The organism is Actinocorallia herbida (assembly GCF_003751225.1).
In the GTDB taxonomy this organism is placed as follows: domain Bacteria; phylum Actinomycetota; class Actinomycetes; order Streptosporangiales; family Streptosporangiaceae; genus Actinocorallia; species Actinocorallia herbida.
Window position 1 is genome coordinate 309,831 of record NZ_RJKE01000001.1, and the last position, 16,611, is coordinate 326,441.

Here is a 16,611-nt window from a genome sequence, read left to right on the forward strand (position 1 = left end):
TCTTACTTGTAAGAGCGGGTGCTCGGCTTGACGTACTCGAAGACGAGTTCTTCCTTGTGGAGGACGGGCTTGGCCCCGCCGGTCCACTCCCAGGCCGCCGCGTAGGAGAAGTTCTCGTCGTCGCGCTTGGCCTCGCCTTCCTCGTCCTGGGACTCGGCCCGGAAGTGGCCGCCGCAGGATTCGGTGCGGTGCAGCGCGTCGATGCACATGAGCTCGCCGAGCTCGAGGAAGTCGGCGACGCGGCCGGCCTTCTCCAGCGACTGGTTGAGGTCGTCGCCCGAGCCGGGGACGGTGACGTTCTTCCAGAAGTCCTCGCGCAGCGCCCGGATCATGTCGATGGCCTTGCGCAGGCCCTCGTCGGTGCGCTCCATGCCGCAGTACTCCCACATGATGTGGCCGAGTTCGCGGTGGTAGGAGTCGACGGTCCGGTCGCCCTTGATGGACAGGAACTTCTCGACCTGGGCGTTGACGCCGTCGACGGCGGCCTGGACGGTCTCGTCCGGGACGGGCGTCGCCGGGTTCTTGGCCAGGTACTCGCCGACCGTCTGCGGGATGACGAAGTAGCCGTCGGCCAGGCCCTGCATCAGCGCGGACGCGCCGAGGCGGTTGGCGCCGTGGTCGGAGAAGTTGGCCTCGCCGAGCACGAACATGCCCGGGATGGTGGACTCCAGGTCGTAGTCGACCCAGAGGCCGCCCATCGTGTAGTGCACGGCGGGGTAGATGCGCATCGGCTGCTCGTAGGGGTTCTCGCCCGTGATGCGCTCGTACATCTGGAAGAGGTTGTCGTACTTGGCCTCGACGGCCTTGCGGCCGAGGCGGCCGATCGCGTCGGCGAAGTCCAGGTAGACGCCCAGGCCGCCGGGGCCGACGCCGCGGCCCTCGTCGCAGACGTTCTTGGCGGCGCGGGACGCGATGTCACGCGGGACCAGGTTGCCGAACGCCGGGTAGATGCGCTCCAGGTAGTAGTCGCGCTCGTCCTCGGGGATGTCGCTCGGGCGGCGGGCGTCGCCGCCTTCCTTCGGCACCCACACGCGGCCGTCGTTGCGCAGCGACTCCGACATCAGGGTCAGCTTCGACTGGTGGTCGCCGGAGACCGGGATGCAGGTCGGGTGGATCTGGGTGTAGCACGGGTTGGCGAAGTACGCGCCGTGCTTGTGCGCCCGCCAGGCGGCGGTGACGTTGGAGCCCATGGCGTTCGTCGACAGGAAGTAGACGTTGCCGTAGCCACCGGTCGCGAGGATGACGACGTCGGCGGTGTAGGACTTGATCTCGCCGCTGATCAGGTCGCGGACGACGACGCCGCGCGCCTTGCCCTCGTGCATGATCAGGTCGAGCATCTCGTGCCGCGCGTGCAGTTCGACGTTGCCCGCGTCGACCTGCCGCATCAGCGCCTGGTAGGCGCCGAGCAGGAGCTGCTGACCCGTCTGGCCGCGGGCGTAGAAGGTGCGGGAGACCTGCGCGCCGCCGAAGGAGCGGTTGTCGAGCAGGCCGCCGTACTCGCGGGCGAAGGGGACGCCCTGCGCGACGCACTGGTCGATGATCTGGGTGGAGATCTCCGCGAGGCGGTGCACGTTGGACTCGCGGGCGCGGAAGTCGCCGCCCTTGACCGTGTCGTAGAACAGCCGGTGCACCGAGTCGCCGTCGTTGCGGTAGTTCTTGGCGGCGTTGATGCCGCCCTGCGCGGCGATGGAGTGCGCGCGGCGCGGGGAGTCCTGGAAGCAGAACTGGACGACCTTGTAGCCCAGCTCGCCCAGGGTGGCGCCCGCCGAGCCGCCGGCGAGGCCGGTGCCGACGATGATGACGGTCTTCTTGCGCTTGTTGGCCGGGTTGACCAGCTTCACGTCGAACTTGCGCTTGGTCCAGCGCTGCTCGACCGGGGTCGAGGCCGGGGCCTTGGTGTCGGCGACGGGGTCGCCGAGGCCGTAGAACTCAAGGTCGAGCGCTTCGGTCGCGTCGCTCATTAGTCGACCACCCCCAGGGTCACGGAAATCGGAACGATCAGGAAGCCGATGCTGAGCAGGACGGCGAAGCCGGTCGCGACGACGTTCAGGGTCTTGTCGTGCTTGGGGTTCTTCAGGCCGAGGGTCTGCACGGCGCTGACGAGGCCGTGCCGCAGGTGGAAGCCCAGCATGATCATGGAGACGACGTAGAAGGCCGTCACCCACCAGCGGTCGGGGGCGAAGCCGGCCACCACGTTCTGGTAGGCCTCGCCGTGCACGCCGTTCGGGTTCGCGACGCCGACGGTCAGGTCGAGGATGTGCCAGATGATGAAGAGAAGGACGATGACTCCGCCCCAGCGCATGGTGCGCGCGGCGTAGGAGCCGTTCACCGGGCCGCGGTGCTGGTACTTCACCGGCCGGGCGCGCTTGGCGCGGACGGTCAGCTCGGCGGCGGTGCTGAAGTGCAGCACGACGGCGGCGACCAGCGCGAGGCGCAGGATCCACAGGAACCACTCGTGGTGGAGTGCCGGTTCCCCGATCGTGCGGAGCCAGGCGGCGTAACCGTTGAATTCTTCGAGGCCGAAGAAGATCTTCAGGTTCCCGACCATATGACCAATGAGGAAGAGGACCATGAACGCGCCTGTGACGGCCATGATCGCTTTTTTGCCTACCGAAGAGCGGTAGAGAGCGGGGATCGACGCAATAGCCACGGTTCGGAACCGTACAAATGCGACAACGGTTCGTCCAAGTCATCGAACGTCTAGTTTCGATAGCCTGAGGCTATGGTTCCTTGCCCGGGGGCCTTTCGGCGGTTCGCGGCCACCGGGGCGGTGATGGAACTCACAGAGCGTGGCGGAACCTTTTTGGTGCTCTACGCAGCGTAGTACTACGAGTCATAGTGGTCAACGTCGGGCCAGGTGAAGCAGCTCGTCGGCGCTCCACTGGTCGTCGGCATGGGCGCCGATCCGGCCGGCGAGCACCCTGCCGTCGGGGGCGATGAGGAAGTCGCCGGGGAGCCCGAGCCGTCCGCCGGTGGGGCGCCGGTCCGGGAACTTCGCCTTGCCGCGCAGCGCCCGCGGCAGTTCGGCGGCCACCGCCCGGATGATCCCGGGCCAGACGCGCGGGTCGAGCAGTGCCCTCGGGGAGCTCTCCACCCCGAACTCAACGTACAGCCGTCGGGCCGGGTCGGGCACCACGGCGAAGGGCAGGTCCGCCACGTGCGGCGCGAGTTCGGCCGCGGGGGCGTGGAACACCGCGACCTCGGTGACGCCCGCGGCCCGGATCTCGGCGTACCGCCGGGCGAACGACCGCAGGTGCACGTTGCAGATCGGGCACCCCGCGAACCTGCGGAACTGGAGGTGAAGGAGGCCGCCGGGGTCGGGGACGGATACCGGCTCGCCCGTCACGGTCTCCAGTGCGCGCGACGCGATGATGCTCTGCTCGGTGACGGTCATGGGGTACCTCCTGTAGGCGTATGTCATACGCTTACGAGTTTAGGCGTATGCCCTACGCTGTCAAGGGTGCCGAGGCCCCGATCGCTCACGCCCGCCCGGATCGCCGAGGCGGCGCTCGCCGTCATCGACGCGGAAGGGCTCGCCGCGCTGACCATGAAGGCCGTCGCCGCCCGCCTGGGCATGGGGACGATGTCGCTCTACCGGTACGTCGCCGACCGGGCGGAACTCGAGGAACTCGTCGTCGAACGGGTGCTGGCGGACGTGGACACCGCGACGCCCGACGGCCCGTGGCGGGAACGCGTCGCGGTCCTGGCCGGACGGGTGCGCGCCGCCGTCGCGCTGCACCCGAACGCCCTGCCGCTCACCGCGGCCCACCGCGACGGCTCGCCCGCGCTGGCCCGCTGGAGCGAGTCGGTCCTCGAAGTGCTGACCGGGGCGGGTTTCGCGGGGGAGGACAGGGTCGTGGCGCTGCGCGCGCTCGTCGCCTACCTCGTCGGCGCGATCGAGCTGGAGCACCGGGGGCCGCTGGAGGGCCGGAGCACCCGCCGGATGGCCGAGCTGACGGGGTTCCCGCTGCTCGCCGCCACCGCACGGGACGCGCTGGCCCTTCCGCCCGGCGCCGAATTCGGACGCGGCCTCGCCGCCCTGCTGGACGGGCTGGACGGGCTGGCCGGATCGCCGCCGCGGTGACGACCCGGCCGGATCGGCTCAGGCCGAGGGCAGGGACTCCTTCAGGAAGGCGACCTGGAGGTGCAGGAGGTTCTCGGCGACGATCTCCTGCGGCGTCATGTGGGTGACCCCCGACAGCGGCAGCACGGTGTGCGGGCGGCCCGCGGCCAGCAGCGCGCTGGACAGCCGCAGGGTGTGCGCGGCCACCACGTTGTCGTCGGCGAGACCGTGGATGATCATCAGTGGCCGGGTCAGGGACGGCGCGTCCTCGATGAGGGAGTTGGTCTTGTAGATGTCGGGCTCCTCGCCCGGGTCGCCGAGGTAACGCTCGGTGTAATGGGTGTCGTACAGGCTCCAGTCGGTGACCGGCGCGCCCGCGACCGCCGCGTGGAACACGTCGGGACGGCGCAGGACGGCCAGGGCCGCGAGGAACCCGCCGAACGACCAGCCGCGGATCGCCACCCGGTCCAGGTCCAGCGGATACCGCTCGGCGGCCGCCTGGAGCGCCGCGACCTGGTCCTCGAGGACGACGTCGCAGAAGTCGCCCTGGATCGTCCGCTCCCAGCGGGGGCCCCGGCCCGGCGTGCCGCGGTTGTCGGCGACGATCACCGCGAAGCCCTGGTCGGCGAGGTACTGCGCCTCGCAGAACGCCCGCCCGGCCGCCAGGACGCGCTGGGCGCCAGGCCCGCCGTAGGGGTCCATGAGGACGGGCAGCCGTTCGCCGGACGCGGGGTCGAACCCGCTCGGCAGCAGCACCGCGGTCCGGATCTCCCGGTCGCCCGCGGCGAAGATCTCGACGTTCGGGGTGATCACCGGGACCTCGGCGTGGTTGGCGATCTCCACGTCGGTGCCGCGGATCCAGGTGCGCGCCCGCGTCGAGTCCAGCGTGGTGCCCGACAGCACGACGACGCCGCCCGCCCGCACCGCGGAGAACACGCCGCGGCCCTCGGTGAGCCGGGTCAGGCCCTCGGGGGAGTACTCCCAGACGTGCACCTCGGTCGGCTCCTCCGAGGCGGTGAACAGCACCGACTCCCCGGTGACGTCCAGGACCGCCCGGACCTGGAGGCCGGCCGGGGTCACCGGCTCGCCCGCGACGGTCAGCCGCCGGGTGTGGTCGTCGTCGATCGTCCAGACCAGCGCTCCGGAGCCGGTCCGTGCCGGGACGCCCCCGACGATCTCCAGCCAGGCCGCGTCGTGCGCGTTCTGCACCACGGTCGTCTGGCCGCCGAGCACGTCGACGCCGAGCACCCGCAGGGTCCGCTGGTCGCGGGTCTGCACGACGATGAGCGGGCCGCGCGCGTCCCAGGAGACGGTGACGAGGTAGGGGTACATGCCGCGGTCCCAGTCGACCGTGGCCTTGCGCTCGCCGTCGGCGCCGACGATCACCAGCGAGACGATCGCGTTCGGCGTCCCGGCCGCCGGGTAGGCGACGACCTGGGCGGGCCGCTCGGGGTGCGCGGGGTCGGCGATGTGCCAGCGGTGCACGGGGGTCTCGTCCACCCGGGCCACGAGCAGGGCGTCGCCCTTCGGCGACCACCAGAAGCCGCGCATACGGCCCATCTCCTCGGCCGCGATGAACTCCGCGAGACCGTAGGAGACCTGCTCGCTCTCCGACCGGGCGACCACGGTGTCGGTGCCCGAGGCGACGTCGATGACGTGCAGGGACCGCCCGGCGACGTAGGCGATCCGGGCGCCGCGCGGGTCGAGGCGCGGTCCGAAGACCGGCGTGACGGCCGGGAGCTGCTTGACCGTCCCGGTGGCCAGGTCGCAGGTGAACAGCTGGCCGCCGAGGGTGAACGCCGCGATCCCGGCGTTCTCGTCGGTGCTGTAGGAGACGATGCCGCCCGCCGACTCGCGGGCCCGCTCGCGCCGCGCCCGCTCCTCGGCGGGCAGGTCGCTCTCGTCGATGGCGAGCTGCGCGGGGTCGGCGAGCAGGACCTCCTCGCCGGTGGCCGGATCCAGCCGCCACAGGCAGGTGACGGGGTCCGTGCCGTCCTTGCTCCGCAGGAAGACCACCGACGATCCGTCCGGCGCGACGGTGGCGCCGCGGGGCGCTCCCAGGGTGAACCTGCGGGTCCTGGCACTCTGGCGCGGGAAGCTCATCGTCATGCGCTTAGCCTAAGCGTCTCGATCACCGGGCCTCGTCCGGCCCGCGGGCCCGGGCCCGCGGCGCGGCGGGCCGCCCCCCGGGGAACAAGGAGTGCGGAACAATGGCCGGTGTGCAGTTGCAGCAGCTGGCCTACTTCGTCGCGGTGGCGGAGATCCGCCACTTCACGCAGGCGGCCGAGTCGCTCGGCATCGCCCAGCCTTCGCTGTCCAAGCAGATCCGCGCGCTGGAGAAGGAGCTGGGGGCGCCGCTGTTCAGCCGGGCGCGCGGGAACATCACGCTGACCCCGGCCGGCGACGTGCTGCTGCCGCTGGCCAAGCGGATCCTCGCCGACGTCGACACCGCCCGCCTCGAGGTCAGGGAACTGGCCGGGCTGGTGCGGGGCAGGGTCCGGCTGGGCGCGACCCCGTCGCTGTGCGCGGGCCTGCTCGCCGACGCGCTGCGCCGCTTCCACGACGCCTACCCCGGCATCGACCTGACCGTGGAGGAGGGCGGCTCGCGGGACCTCGTGCGGGATCTGACCCGCGGCTCCCTCGACATCGCCCTGGTCATCCTGCCCCTGGCCGACGACACGCCGCTGGTGACCACCCCGATCCTGCGCGAGCACCTGGTGGTGGCGATGCCGTCGGACCAGCGGCCGCGCCGCTCCCCGATGTCGGTGGAGGACCTGCACGGCCGGGACCTCGTCATGTTCCGGGTCGGCTACGACCTGCGCGACTCCACCATCGCCGCGTGCCGCCAGGCCGGGTTCGAGCCCCGCTACGCGGTGGAGGGCGGCGAGATGGACGCGGTGCTGCGGTTCGTCGAGGCGGGCCTGGGGATCGCGGTGGTGCCGAGCATGGTCCTGGCGGGCCGTCCCGGGCTGCGCGGGGTGCCGCTGTCGCCGGGCGAGGGCGGCAGCCCCGCCGACCGGCCGGGCCTGGAGCGCACGATCGCCATCGCGCACCGCAAGGACGTCGCGCCGACCCACGCCGCGCGGGCGTTCCGCGAGACGCTGGAGGGCTACCTCACGGACGCCGCACGCGACGGGTCCCTGCCGCCCGGCGTCAGACACCTGACCTGACGTCACTGGCCCATCAGCGCCGTCCGGATAAGCGGTTCCAGGTGGCCCACAGGGCCGCGTAGGAGCCTCCCCGGCTGACGAGTTCGTCGTGGGTGCCGAGTTCGGTGATCCTGCCGTCCTCGACCACGGCGACCCGGTCGGCGTCGTGCGCGGTGTGCAGCCGGTGCGCGATCGCCACGACGGTCCTGCCGTGCAGCACCGCGGCGAGCGATCGTTCGAGGCCGCGTGCGGTGCGCGGGTCGATGAGCGAGGTCGCCTCGTCCAGGATCAGGGTGTGCGGGTCGGCCAGCACCAGCCGGGCCAGCGCGAGGCGCTGCGCCTCGGCCGGGGTGAGCGCGGCGCCGCCGGACCCGACGACGGTGTCCAGGTCGGGGCCGGTCCAGCCGACGGCCTCCAGCGCCGCCAGCAGCTCGGCGTCCGGCGCCTCCCTGACGAGTGCGAGGTTCTCCCGCAGGGTGGCCCGGAAGACATGGTGTTCCTGGGTGACCAGCGAGATCCGCCGCCGCAGCTCGTCCAGCGGCAGTTCGGTCAGCGGGACCGCGCCGAGCGTCACCGCGCCGGTGCGCGGCCCGTCGATGCCCGCGAGCAACCGCCCGAGCGTCGACTTGCCCGCCCCCGACGGCCCGACGACGGCGAGCCGCTCACCGGGCACCAGGTCGAGGTCGACGCCGTGCAGCACGTCCCGCTCGGCGTAGGCGTAGCGCACGTCGCGCGCCGACAGCTCGGGCCCCGACGGGTCCGCGCCGCCGGGGGAGCGGTCGGCGGGCACCTCGGCGACCCCCAGCAGCCGGGCCAGGGACGCCCCGCCGAGCTGGAGCTCGTCGAGCTGGATGAGCAGGACGTTCAGCGGATATCCGAGCTGCTGCACGTACAGGGTCGCGGCGGTCACCTGGGCCAGCGAGGCGTGCCCGTGCAGGTACAGCAGCCCGCCGAGCAGCAGGGTGCCGACGACCGGCAGCACGTAGCTCAGCTCCAGCGTGGGGTTCCAGCGGTTGCGCAGGCCGAGCGAGTACTTCTCCGCGGCCCAGCTCGCGCCGATGCGGGCGTCGGTGAGGACGCGGCGCTGCTCCTCGCGCCCCAGGGCCGCGACGGTCCTCGCGCCGGTGACGGTCTCGGAGAACGCCTCGATCAGCTCGGCCCACCGCTCGTCCTCGGCGAGGTAGGCGTTCAGCGCGCGCCTGAGGTACCAGCGGGTGGACAGCCACAGCAGTGGCGCCACGGCGAGCGTCGGCAGCAGCAGGACCGGCGCGGTCAGCGCCAGCGCCCCCGCGGTGAGCACCACGGTGACGCCGGAGACCAGGACGTGCGGGACCGCCTCGCGGACCGCGGACTCCAGCAGGTCGACGTCGCGGGTCGAGCGGGCGAGGAGGTCCCCGGTCCCGGCCCGCTCCACCGTCGCCAGGGGCAGCCGCAGGGACCGCTCGACGAACTCCTCGCGCAGATCGGCCAGCACCCGTTCGCCCAGGGCCGCCGACGCCGCGAACGCGGCCCTGGTGAGCAGCGCCTGGACCACCGTGAAGGCGGCGATGCCCGCGGCCAGCAGGTCGATCCGGCGGCCCGGGTCCTGCACGAGCTGGGCGAACAGCCACGGCACGGCGAGGCCCGAGACCGTCGCCAGGGCGTGCAGCGCCACGGTGGCGGCCAGCGCACGCGGATGGCGCAGCACCAGCCGCCTGGCGTAGGCCTTGGCCTGGTCCGCGCTCGCGATGGGCAGCTTCACGCCGGATCCCCCTCCCGCTCGTTCGGCACGTTCTCCTCCAGCACGCTTTCGTCCGGCGCGCCTTCTTCCGGCACGTTCTCGGCAGGCACGCGTTCGTTCGGCCCGTACTCGTCCGGAATGCCGGGGCCGCCTAACTGCCGGGTCACGGCGGCCCGGTATCCGGGCGCCTCGGCCATCAGGTCGGCGTGCCCGCCCTCGGCGGCGACCTTGCCGCGCTGGACGTGCACCACGTGGTCGGCCGCGGCGAGCACCAGCGGGCTCCCGGTGAACACCACGGTCGTGCGGCCCGCGCGGTGCGCCGCGAGCCGCTCAGCGATCGCCGCCTCGGTGTGCGCGTCGACCGCGCTGGTCGGCTCGACCAGCAAGAGCACCTCGGCGTCGGCCGCGAGCGCGCGGGCGAGCCGCAGCCTTTGGCGCTGCCCGCCGGAGAACTCGCGTCCGGCTTCGGCCACCGTGCCCTCGGCGAGCCCGCCCGCCTCGGCGAGCACGTCGTCGGCCGAGGCGGCCCGCACGGCCGAGGCGATCCGCTCGTCCGGGCCCTCCGGCAGCAGTTCCGCCCGCAGCGGGCCGGTGAAGAGCACGTCCCCTTCTGCCGCGTAGAGGATGCGACGGCGCAGGCCCGCCAGCTCGGCCAAAGGCACACCGCCATAGGTGACGCCCGATTCGCCGGTATAGCCCGCCAGCCTGTCGGCGAGCGCGCCCGCCTCCTGCCCGGCCACCACCGCGGTGAGCAGGCCGGGCCGGATCCGCAGCCCCGAGGCGTCATCGGCGAGCTCGCCCCCGCTCGGCTCGCGCACGCCGTCGCCCGGGTGATCCGGCGTCATCCGCAGGATCCGCACGACCCGGGCCGCGGCCACATGGCCCCTGGTGAGGTGCCCGGCGGCCTCGCCCAGCACCCAGAGCGGCGTCACGAGGAACGCCGCGTAGCCGTAGCAGGCCACGAGCTGGCCGACGGTGATCTCGCCGGCCGCCGTGTACCGGGCGCCCAGCCAGGTGACGAGCGTGAGCAGCAGACCGGGGAACAGGACCGCCGCGGCGTTCAGCCATGCCTCGGCCCGGCCGGCCCGGGTGCCGGCCTCGCGCACCCGCTGGGACTCCGCCCGGAAGCGCCGCTCGAACAGGGCCTCGCCGCCGATGCCGCGCAGCACCCGCAGCCCCGCGACGATGTCGGACGCGGTCGCCGTCATCTCCCCGGTGAGGTCGCGCCGCTCGCTCTGGCGGCGGTGGATCGGACCGAGCAGCGGTCCGCTGAGCGCGAGGACCGCGGGCACCCCGAGCAGCAGGACGAGGCCGAGCCTGAGGTCGATGCCAAGAAGCACCACGGTGACCGTGCCGATCGCCAGGGCCGCGCCCACCGCCCGGCCGAGCACCTCGACGACCGAGCCGAGCTTGACCACGTCGCCCGTGCCGACGGTGATCACCTCGCCCGAGCCGATCCGCCGAGCCAGTGACTCCCCGAGTCTCCCGGCCTGCCGGGAGACGACCTGGACCGTGCGGTAGGCGGCGCCCAGCCACACCCGCACCGACGCCACGTGCCCCAGGGTCCTGGCCACCGCCATGAGCAGTCCGAGCCCGAGCAGCACCCCGGCCCAGACGCCGAGCGCCCCGGCGTCCCGGGCGGTGATCCCCTCGTCGACGGCCCTGCCCACCGCGGCGGGCATGAGCGCCTGCGCCGTCATGCCCACGACGCTCCACGCGGCCGTCGCCGCGAAGGCGGGCGCCTCCGCACGGGTCAGCCAGCTCAGGAAGCGCCACGGCCCGCCGTCGGCGGGCGTGCCGGGATCTCGTACCGGAAGGTCGCGCATCCCTCGACGTTAAGTAATCGGACGGCGACGGCGCCAATGGTTTTTCGCGTGTTTCCGCGCGCTCACGGCGGCCCGCGCAGATCGTCACCTGGATGTGAGGGGCGGCACGGCCCCTGGTGGGGCTCCGGGGCGGTGGGGATGGTTACCCTGCATGGCATGAGCGACCGCCGCATCCTGTTCGTGCACGCCCATCCCGACGACGAGTCGATCGGGACGGGCGCCACCATGGCCCGGTACGCGGCTGAAGGCGCCCAGGTGACCCTCGTGACGTGCACCCTCGGCGAGGAGGGCGAGATCATCCCGCCGGAGCTCGCCGAACTGGGCGCCGACCAGCGCGACGAGCTGGGCGTCTACCGGATCACCGAGCTGGGCGCGGCGCTCGACGCGCTGGGCGTCGCCGACCACAGGTATCTGGGCGGCGCGGGCCGCTGGCGCGACTCCGGGATGGCCGGGGTGCCGTCCAACGAGCGGTCCGAGGCGTTCTGGCAGGCCGATCTCGAGGTCGCCGCGAGCCAGCTCGAAGAGGTGATCAGGGACGTGCGGCCGCAGGTCATGGTCACCTATGACGACAACGGCTACTACGGCCACCCTGACCACATCCAGGCCCACCGGGTCGCCTGGCTCGCCTTCCAGAAGGCCCAGGGCACCGACTGGGAGGTCGCCAAGTTCTACGCGACGGCCATGCCCCGCTCGGTGATCGCCCGGTCCGTGGCCGTCCTCCAGGCCGGAGGGCCCTTCCGCGGCCCGGCCTCGGTGGACGAGGTCGCCTACGGCGTCCCGGACGACCAGGTGACCACCGCGATCGACGCCCGCGCCTACCTGCCCCGCAAGCTCACCGCCCTCGCCGCGCACCGCACCCAGATCACCGTCGCCGGCTCGCACTTCGCGCTGTCGGACAACGTCGGCCAGCAGGCGTTCGGCACCGAGTACTACACGCTGATCGCGGGCCCCAAGGGCCCGGTCGGGCCGGACGGGCGCGAGTCCGACCTGTTCGGCGGGATAGCCTGAGCTTTTGTGAACGGGCGGCGGATGAACGGCGATGAAGGCGGGGCCAAGGTCGCGCTCTACGGGCTGCTCGGCATCGGGGGCGCGCTCGTGGCGCTGATCGGCGCGTTCGAGTACACCGCCTTCCGCCCGGCGCCGGTGGTCTCCTGCCTTTTTGTCCTGCTCGGCACGTTCCTCGCGATCCTCGGCGCGGGCTGGGCCGCGGGCACCCGGTACGGGGCCCTGGTGGCCGCGGTGCCGTGGGTGCTCGTCACGGGGGCGCTCTCGGTGGGGCCCAAGGAGGGCGACATCGTGATCAGCGGGGACATCCTCGGCGTGGTCTACCTCCTCGGCGGGATGGTCGTCGCGCTGATCGCCATCGCGCTCAGCCCAGAGCCGCACACATCGTTCTTCACCGGACTGCCGAATGATCCCTCCCGACCCCGCTGAGTTCCGCCGCGTCGCCGGCCGCTTCACCACGGGCATCACGATCGTGACGACCGTCGTGGAGGGCGTCCCGCACGCCATGACCATGAGCGCCTTCACCACGGTGTCCCTCGACCCGCTCCTCGTGCTGTTCTGCGCCGAGAAGAAGGCGAGGTTCCACGACACCGTGCTCGGGCGGGAGACCTGGGCGGTGTCCATCCTCGGCGAGCACTCCGAGGCCGCCTCGTCCTGGTTCGCGACCCGGGGCCGTCCCCTGGAGGGCCAGCTCGACGGGTGGGCGACCCATCCCGGGGCCGTCACCGGAGCCCCGGTCTTCGACGAGGCCATCGGCGCCCTGGAGTGCCGGACCCATGCCGTCCATGACGGGGGAGACCACAGCATCGTCGTAGGCGAGGTGCTGGCTGTGAGCCTCCCGTCGGAGGGCGGACCGCTGCTGTACGACCGGGGCGCCTACCGGGCGCTCAAGCCCGAATAGGACGGGTTCACAGCGCGTCGATCAGCCGGGACAGGACGATCGAGGTCTTCGTCTGCACGATCATCCGGTCGACCCGCACCCGCTCCAGGGTCTCCTCGAGGTGCGGGATGTCGCGGGCCCGGATGTGGATCAGCGCGTCGGGCTCGCCGCTGACGGTGTAGCAGGCCACGACCTCGGGGTGGCGGGCGATGCTCGCCTTGATCTGCGCGGCCGAGGTGCCGCCCGCGCAGAAGACCTCGACGAACGCCTCGGTGGTCCAGCCGAGCGCCTCCGGGCTGACCAGGGCGCGGTAGCCGGTGATCGCCCCTTCGGCGCGCAGCCTGTCGACCCGGCGCTTGACCGCGGGGGACGACAGGCCTACCTCGGCGCCGATCCGGGAATAGGAGGTTCGAGCGTCGGCGATGAGCGACGCAAGGATCCGTCGGTCGATATCGTCAATTTGCAATGAATTGCCGTTCTAGCTGCGATTTCCTCATTGGAGTGCTCTCCCCGGCGAGCCTAACCTGAGGTGCATGACGATCTCCTCTGAGCTGCGGACCCTGTCGGACGAGCACGCCGCGCACACCTACCACCCGCTGCCGGTCGTGATCGCCGAGGCCGAGGGTGTCTGGGTGACCGACGCGGACGGCCGCCGCTACCTGGACATGCTGTCCGCGTACTCCGCGGTCAACTTCGGGCACCGCAACCCCCGCCTCGTCGCCCGCGCCAAGGAGCAGCTCGACCGGGTCACCCTCGTCAGCCGGGCCTTCGACCACGACCAGTTCGGCCCCTTCGTCACCGAGCTGGCGCAGCTGTGCGGCAAGGACATGGTGCTGCCCATGAACTCCGGCGCCGAGGGCGTCGAGACGGCCATCAAGACCGCGCGCAAGTGGGGTTACGAGGTCAAGGGAGTGCCCGCCGACCAGGCCAACATCATCGTGTTCGCCGGGAACTTCCACGGCAGGACGACCACGATCATCTCCTTCTCCGACGACCCCGAGGCGCACGAGCACTACGGCCCCTACACCCCCGGCTTCCGCACCGTCCCCTACGGCGACATCGACGCCGTCCGGGCCGCGATGGACGGCTCGACCGTCGGCGTCCTCGTCGAGCCGATCCAGGGCGAGGCGGGCGTCAACGTGCCGCCGCGCGGCTTCCTGCGGGCGTTGCGCGAATTGTGCACCGAGGCCAACGTGCTGATGATCGACGACGAGATCCAGGCGGGCCTCGGCCGGGCGGGCGACACCTTCGCCGCGCAGTTCGAGGACGTCGTCCCCGACCTCTACATCCTCGGCAAGGCCCTCGGCGGCGGCATCATGCCCGTCTCCGCCGTGGTGGCGAACCGTGACGTCCTGGGCGTCTTCCAGCCCGGCCAGCACGGCTCCACCTTCGGCGGCAACCCGCTCGCCTGCGCGATCGGCCGCGAGGTCGTCGCCATGCTGAACGAGGGCACCCACCAGCGGCACTCCAAGGAACTCGGCGCCTACATGCACGCGCGCCTCGCCGAGCTGTCCGGCGTCTCCTACGTCTCGGGCCGCGGCCTGTGGGCGGGCCTGCACCTCGACCGCAAGGCGAGGCCGATCTCCGAGCGGCTGATGGAGCTCGGCGTCCTGGCCAAGGAGACCCACGAGACCACGATCCGCCTCGCGCCGCCCCTGACCATCACCCGCGAGGAGCTCGACTGGTCGCTGGAGCAGGTGCGCACCGCGCTCGGCGAGCACTGACGCGGCTCCCGGCAGGCCCGGGTACCCGCCGGTAACCCGGCCGCGGGCCATTGCTTACGATGCCGCCATGACCTTCGCGACGGCCGACCTCATCGACGACTTCGACGCCGAACTCCAGAGCTGCGAGACCCAGTTCCGCCAGTACGGCGGCAAGTCCTCGTTCTCCGGGCAGATCACCACGATCCGCTGCTTCCGCGACAACGGACTCGTGAAGCGGACGCTGAACTCGCCGGGCGAGGGCCGCGTCCTCGTCGTGGACGGGGGCGCGTCCCTCGCGTCCGCCCTCTGCGGCGACCTCATCGCGAAGGCCGCCGTCGACAACGGCTGGTCCGGCGTCGTCATCTACGGCGCCGTCCGGGACGCCGCGACCCTCGCCACGCTGCCCCTCGGCGTCAAGGCGCTCGGATCCAACCCGCGCAAGAGCGCCAAGGACGCCGTCGGCGAGACCGACGTCCCCGTGGAGTTCGGCGGGGTCGAGTTCAAACCCGGCGCGTGGCTCTACAGCGACGCCGACGGCATCGTCATCGCCGACCGGGACGTCCTCGCCTGATCCTCCGGGGCGGGCCCGTCAGACGTTCGCCTTGGCCATGAAGGCGGCGAACTCGCCGAGCGTCATCCTCCCGTCTTGGCTGAGGTCGGCCTGGACCATCACCTCCACCACCCGGGACGTGCTCGCCTCCTTCCCGAGCGCGCGCATGAGGTTGCCGAGCTCGCCGACGTCGATGAAGCCGTCGCCGTCGGCGTCGATGAGGTTGAAGGTCGCCTGGTACTCGCCTGCATTGATCTCGTTCGTCACGTGCCGCACGGTATCGAATCCGTCAGAGGACCGAGAAGAGCACCTTTCGTCACCGTCCGGCGACGTAAGGTGACGGGCATGGTGTTGCACTCGCTACTGCGCCGGGAACCCCGGGGCCTGCTGCGCCGCCCGCCCGCCGCCCCCACCGCCGAGGCGGTCCGCCGCGAGCTGCGCCTCCCCAAGGGCCGCACCGCGCGGATCTCCGGCGGCCGGCTCAGGATCGACGGCGGCTGGAACGCCCGCTGGATCGCCGCGCGCCTCATCGCCGACCTGCCCGCCGCGGTCCGGGTCGAGCAGTACGGCGAGGAGATCGTCATCGCCGGCGCCCCCTCCCGCGCGCACGACCGCATGGTCGAGGCGGTCGCCGACCGGATCGCCCCCGCCGCCAAGGAACGCGAGTGGGCCGTCCGCCGCGACACGACGGTCCTCCTGCCCTCGGGCGGCGCCTACGTGCGGCCCGACCTCGTCTGCGTGCGGCCGGGCTCCGTCTGGCAGGGCGACGTGGTCCTCGGCGCCGACCTCGCCGTCGCCGTCGAGGTCGCCGCGGCCCCCGACGCCGCCGACGACCGCGAACTCAAACGCCGCTTCTACGCCACCGCCGGGGTGTCCTGCTACGTCCTGCTCGACCTCGAGCGCGGCGACGCCGTCCTGTACGACATCCCCTGCGAGGGCGACTACCACCACCAGACCGACGCGCCCCTCGGCACCGCGCTCCCGCTCCCGTTCGACGCGGTCCTGGACACCGCGATCCCCGAAGCCCCATACCGTCCGGGCATGTGAGCTGCGGCGCGGCCCTGGAAGATCGCACCATGTGAGCATGATGCGACATCTGGTGATCGGCGTGCTCGCGCTCGCGCCCCTGACCGCGTGCGGCGGCAACGCCAAGGCCCCGCCGCCCGCCGCCCCCGGGGTCTCCGCCCCGCCGACCGGCGCGAACCCGCCCTCCGCGGACGCCCCGGCGAAGGCGAACCCGCCCAGGACCGGCCCCGGGACCACCGCGAGGCCGGCCCCGCCGCAGACCCCCGTCGTCGACCCGACGGGCACCGCGATCCCCGCCACACCCCCGCCGCTGCCCCCGCTGCCCGCCTGGACCGCACCCGTCCTCCAGCCGGGTGCCGTCCCGTGAGCGCGTAATGCGTCGATCTTGTGGCCTGGACGTGATCAACCGCTGGTTATCGTGCCGCTACCGGAGAGAGGAAAAGAAAGACGATGACCGAGCAGGGAACGTCGAAGGGTCGCCGGATCTCCGGCGACCAGAGAGAGGAACTCGCCCGCACCGCCGTGGAGCAGTACGCGGCAGGGCGCAGTATCCGGGCATTGGCCGCCGAGCTGGGGCGCTCGTACGGCTTCATCCACAAGCTGCTCGTCGAGTCCGGCGTGGAGCTTCGTGGACGAGGGGGCAATAACCGGGCCAAGAAGGACTGATGAACGGCAAGCGCGGTTGACAC

Annotated in this window: 18 protein-coding genes; 10 read left to right on the forward strand and 8 right to left on the reverse strand. The window is 72.3% G+C overall.

Annotated elements, in window-relative coordinates; translation table 11 throughout:
• Positions 1-2: 2 nt before the first annotated feature.
• The 3 genes from EDD29_RS01675 to EDD29_RS01685 all read right to left on the reverse strand — a co-directional run bounded on the left by EDD29_RS01675 (position 3) and on the right by EDD29_RS01685 (position 3,394).
• Entirely contained in the window at positions 3-1,961 is a 1,959-nt protein-coding gene (locus EDD29_RS01675; RefSeq protein ID WP_123661827.1) for a fumarate reductase/succinate dehydrogenase flavoprotein subunit, read from the reverse strand.
• On the reverse strand, positions 1,961-2,650 hold the full coding sequence (locus EDD29_RS01680; protein WP_281280832.1) for a succinate dehydrogenase cytochrome b subunit: 690 nt from the start codon (positions 2,648-2,650) through the stop codon (positions 1,961-1,963). The genes EDD29_RS01675 and EDD29_RS01680 overlap by 1 nt, the downstream gene beginning before the upstream one ends.
• Positions 2,651-2,842: 192 nt before the next feature.
• Complete coding sequence (locus EDD29_RS01685) at positions 2,843-3,394, reverse strand: peroxiredoxin-like family protein (protein WP_123661829.1); 552 nt, start codon at positions 3,392-3,394, stop codon at positions 2,843-2,845.
• Positions 3,395-3,460: 66 nt separating this feature from the next.
• Between EDD29_RS01685 and EDD29_RS01690 the strand changes: the two genes are divergently transcribed.
• Positions 3,461-4,084, forward strand: a complete 624-nt coding sequence (locus EDD29_RS01690; protein WP_123661830.1) for a TetR/AcrR family transcriptional regulator — start codon at positions 3,461-3,463, stop codon at positions 4,082-4,084.
• Between the two features lie 18 nt (positions 4,085-4,102).
• Here EDD29_RS01690 and EDD29_RS01695 read toward each other — a convergent pair whose 3' ends face one another.
• On the reverse strand, positions 4,103-6,172 hold the full coding sequence (locus tag EDD29_RS01695; RefSeq protein ID WP_123661831.1) for a S9 family peptidase: 2,070 nt from the start codon (positions 6,170-6,172) through the stop codon (positions 4,103-4,105).
• Between the two features lie 110 nt (positions 6,173-6,282).
• On the opposite strand from EDD29_RS01695, the gene EDD29_RS01700 reads away from it, so the two are divergent.
• On the forward strand, positions 6,283-7,233 hold the full coding sequence (locus EDD29_RS01700) for a LysR family transcriptional regulator (RefSeq protein WP_123670206.1): 951 nt from the start codon (positions 6,283-6,285) through the stop codon (positions 7,231-7,233).
• Positions 7,234-7,246: 13 nt separating this feature from the next.
• Here the strand turns inward: EDD29_RS01700 and EDD29_RS01705 are convergent, their stop codons facing one another.
• The gene (locus EDD29_RS01705; RefSeq protein ID WP_246052455.1) at positions 7,247-8,953 is read right to left on the reverse strand and encodes an ABC transporter ATP-binding protein; all 1,707 of its coding nucleotides are present in this window, start codon (positions 8,951-8,953) and stop codon (positions 7,247-7,249) included.
• On the reverse strand, positions 8,950-10,758 hold the full coding sequence (locus tag EDD29_RS01710; protein ID WP_123661832.1) for an ABC transporter transmembrane domain-containing protein: 1,809 nt from the start codon (positions 10,756-10,758) through the stop codon (positions 8,950-8,952). The genes EDD29_RS01705 and EDD29_RS01710 overlap by 4 nt, the downstream gene beginning before the upstream one ends.
• Positions 10,759-10,914: 156 nt before the next feature.
• On the opposite strand from EDD29_RS01710, the gene mshB reads away from it, so the two are divergent.
• The 3 genes from mshB to EDD29_RS01725 are packed head-to-tail and all read left to right on the forward strand — an operon-like array spanning position 10,915 to position 12,664.
• Positions 10,915-11,766: an N-acetyl-1-D-myo-inositol-2-amino-2-deoxy-alpha-D-glucopyranoside deacetylase gene (gene mshB, locus EDD29_RS01715; protein ID WP_123661833.1), complete on the forward strand. Its 852-nt coding sequence runs from the start codon at positions 10,915-10,917 to the stop codon at positions 11,764-11,766.
• A gap of 6 nt (positions 11,767-11,772) precedes the next feature.
• Positions 11,773-12,192, forward strand: a complete 420-nt coding sequence (locus EDD29_RS01720) for a DUF6113 family protein (RefSeq protein ID WP_170201251.1) — start codon at positions 11,773-11,775, stop codon at positions 12,190-12,192.
• Positions 12,170-12,664, forward strand: a complete 495-nt coding sequence (locus EDD29_RS01725; protein WP_123661835.1) for a flavin reductase family protein — start codon at positions 12,170-12,172, stop codon at positions 12,662-12,664. Before EDD29_RS01720 ends, EDD29_RS01725 begins: the two co-directional genes overlap by 23 nt.
• 7 nt (positions 12,665-12,671) lie before the next feature.
• Here EDD29_RS01725 and EDD29_RS01730 read toward each other — a convergent pair whose 3' ends face one another.
• Positions 12,672-13,109: an Lrp/AsnC family transcriptional regulator gene (locus EDD29_RS01730; protein ID WP_123661836.1), complete on the reverse strand. Its 438-nt coding sequence runs from the start codon at positions 13,107-13,109 to the stop codon at positions 12,672-12,674.
• Positions 13,110-13,176: 67 nt separating this feature from the next.
• Here EDD29_RS01730 and rocD point away from each other — a divergent pair, with 67 nt between their 5' ends.
• Together rocD and rraA are read left to right on the forward strand one after the other, a co-directional pair.
• Complete coding sequence (rocD, locus tag EDD29_RS01735) at positions 13,177-14,367, forward strand: ornithine--oxo-acid transaminase (protein WP_123661837.1); 1,191 nt, start codon at positions 13,177-13,179, stop codon at positions 14,365-14,367.
• A 67-nt stretch (positions 14,368-14,434) separates the two neighbouring features.
• Entirely contained in the window at positions 14,435-14,917 is a 483-nt protein-coding gene (gene rraA, locus EDD29_RS01740; protein ID WP_123661838.1) for a ribonuclease E activity regulator RraA, read from the forward strand.
• Positions 14,918-14,935: 18 nt separating this feature from the next.
• Here rraA and EDD29_RS01745 read toward each other — a convergent pair whose 3' ends face one another.
• Positions 14,936-15,163 (reverse strand): EF-hand domain-containing protein, encoded by a 228-nt coding sequence (locus EDD29_RS01745; protein WP_123670208.1) that lies wholly within the window; start codon positions 15,161-15,163, stop codon positions 14,936-14,938.
• A 78-nt stretch (positions 15,164-15,241) separates the two neighbouring features.
• Between EDD29_RS01745 and EDD29_RS01750 the strand changes: the two genes are divergently transcribed.
• The 3 genes from EDD29_RS01750 (at position 15,242) to EDD29_RS01760 (ending at position 16,588) form a co-directional block, all read left to right on the forward strand.
• Complete coding sequence (locus EDD29_RS01750; protein ID WP_123661839.1) at positions 15,242-15,943, forward strand: Uma2 family endonuclease; 702 nt, start codon at positions 15,242-15,244, stop codon at positions 15,941-15,943.
• Positions 15,944-15,980: 37 nt separating this feature from the next.
• On the forward strand, positions 15,981-16,289 hold the full coding sequence (locus EDD29_RS01755) for a hypothetical protein (protein WP_148085839.1): 309 nt from the start codon (positions 15,981-15,983) through the stop codon (positions 16,287-16,289).
• Between the two features lie 83 nt (positions 16,290-16,372).
• Entirely contained in the window at positions 16,373-16,588 is a 216-nt protein-coding gene (locus tag EDD29_RS01760; protein WP_123661841.1) for a helix-turn-helix domain-containing protein, read from the forward strand.
• The last annotated feature ends 23 nt before the right edge of the window (positions 16,589-16,611 follow it).

Excerpts from the sequence above, each read along its gene's own strand:
- EDD29_RS01675 (WP_123661827.1), bottom strand. The coding sequence starts at position 1,961 with ATGAGCGACGCGACCGAAGCGCTCGACCTTGAGTTCTACGGCCTCGGC.
- EDD29_RS01685 (WP_123661829.1), bottom strand. The coding sequence starts at position 3,394 with ATGACCGTCACCGAGCAGAGCATCATCGCGTCGCGCGCACTGGAGACC.
- EDD29_RS01695 (WP_123661831.1), bottom strand. The coding sequence starts at position 6,172 with ATGACGATGAGCTTCCCGCGCCAGAGTGCCAGGACCCGCAGGTTCACC.
- EDD29_RS01710 (WP_123661832.1), bottom strand. The coding sequence starts at position 10,758 with ATGCGCGACCTTCCGGTACGAGATCCCGGCACGCCCGCCGACGGCGGG.
- mshB (WP_123661833.1), top strand. The coding sequence starts at position 10,915 with ATGAGCGACCGCCGCATCCTGTTCGTGCACGCCCATCCCGACGACGAG.
- EDD29_RS01725 (WP_123661835.1), top strand. The coding sequence starts at position 12,170 with ATGATCCCTCCCGACCCCGCTGAGTTCCGCCGCGTCGCCGGCCGCTTC.
- rocD (WP_123661837.1), top strand. The coding sequence starts at position 13,177 with ATGACGATCTCCTCTGAGCTGCGGACCCTGTCGGACGAGCACGCCGCG.
- rraA (WP_123661838.1), top strand. The coding sequence starts at position 14,435 with ATGACCTTCGCGACGGCCGACCTCATCGACGACTTCGACGCCGAACTC.
- EDD29_RS01750 (WP_123661839.1), top strand. The coding sequence starts at position 15,242 with ATGGTGTTGCACTCGCTACTGCGCCGGGAACCCCGGGGCCTGCTGCGC.
- EDD29_RS01755 (WP_148085839.1), top strand. The coding sequence starts at position 15,981 with ATGATGCGACATCTGGTGATCGGCGTGCTCGCGCTCGCGCCCCTGACC.
- EDD29_RS01760 (WP_123661841.1), top strand. The coding sequence starts at position 16,373 with ATGACCGAGCAGGGAACGTCGAAGGGTCGCCGGATCTCCGGCGACCAG.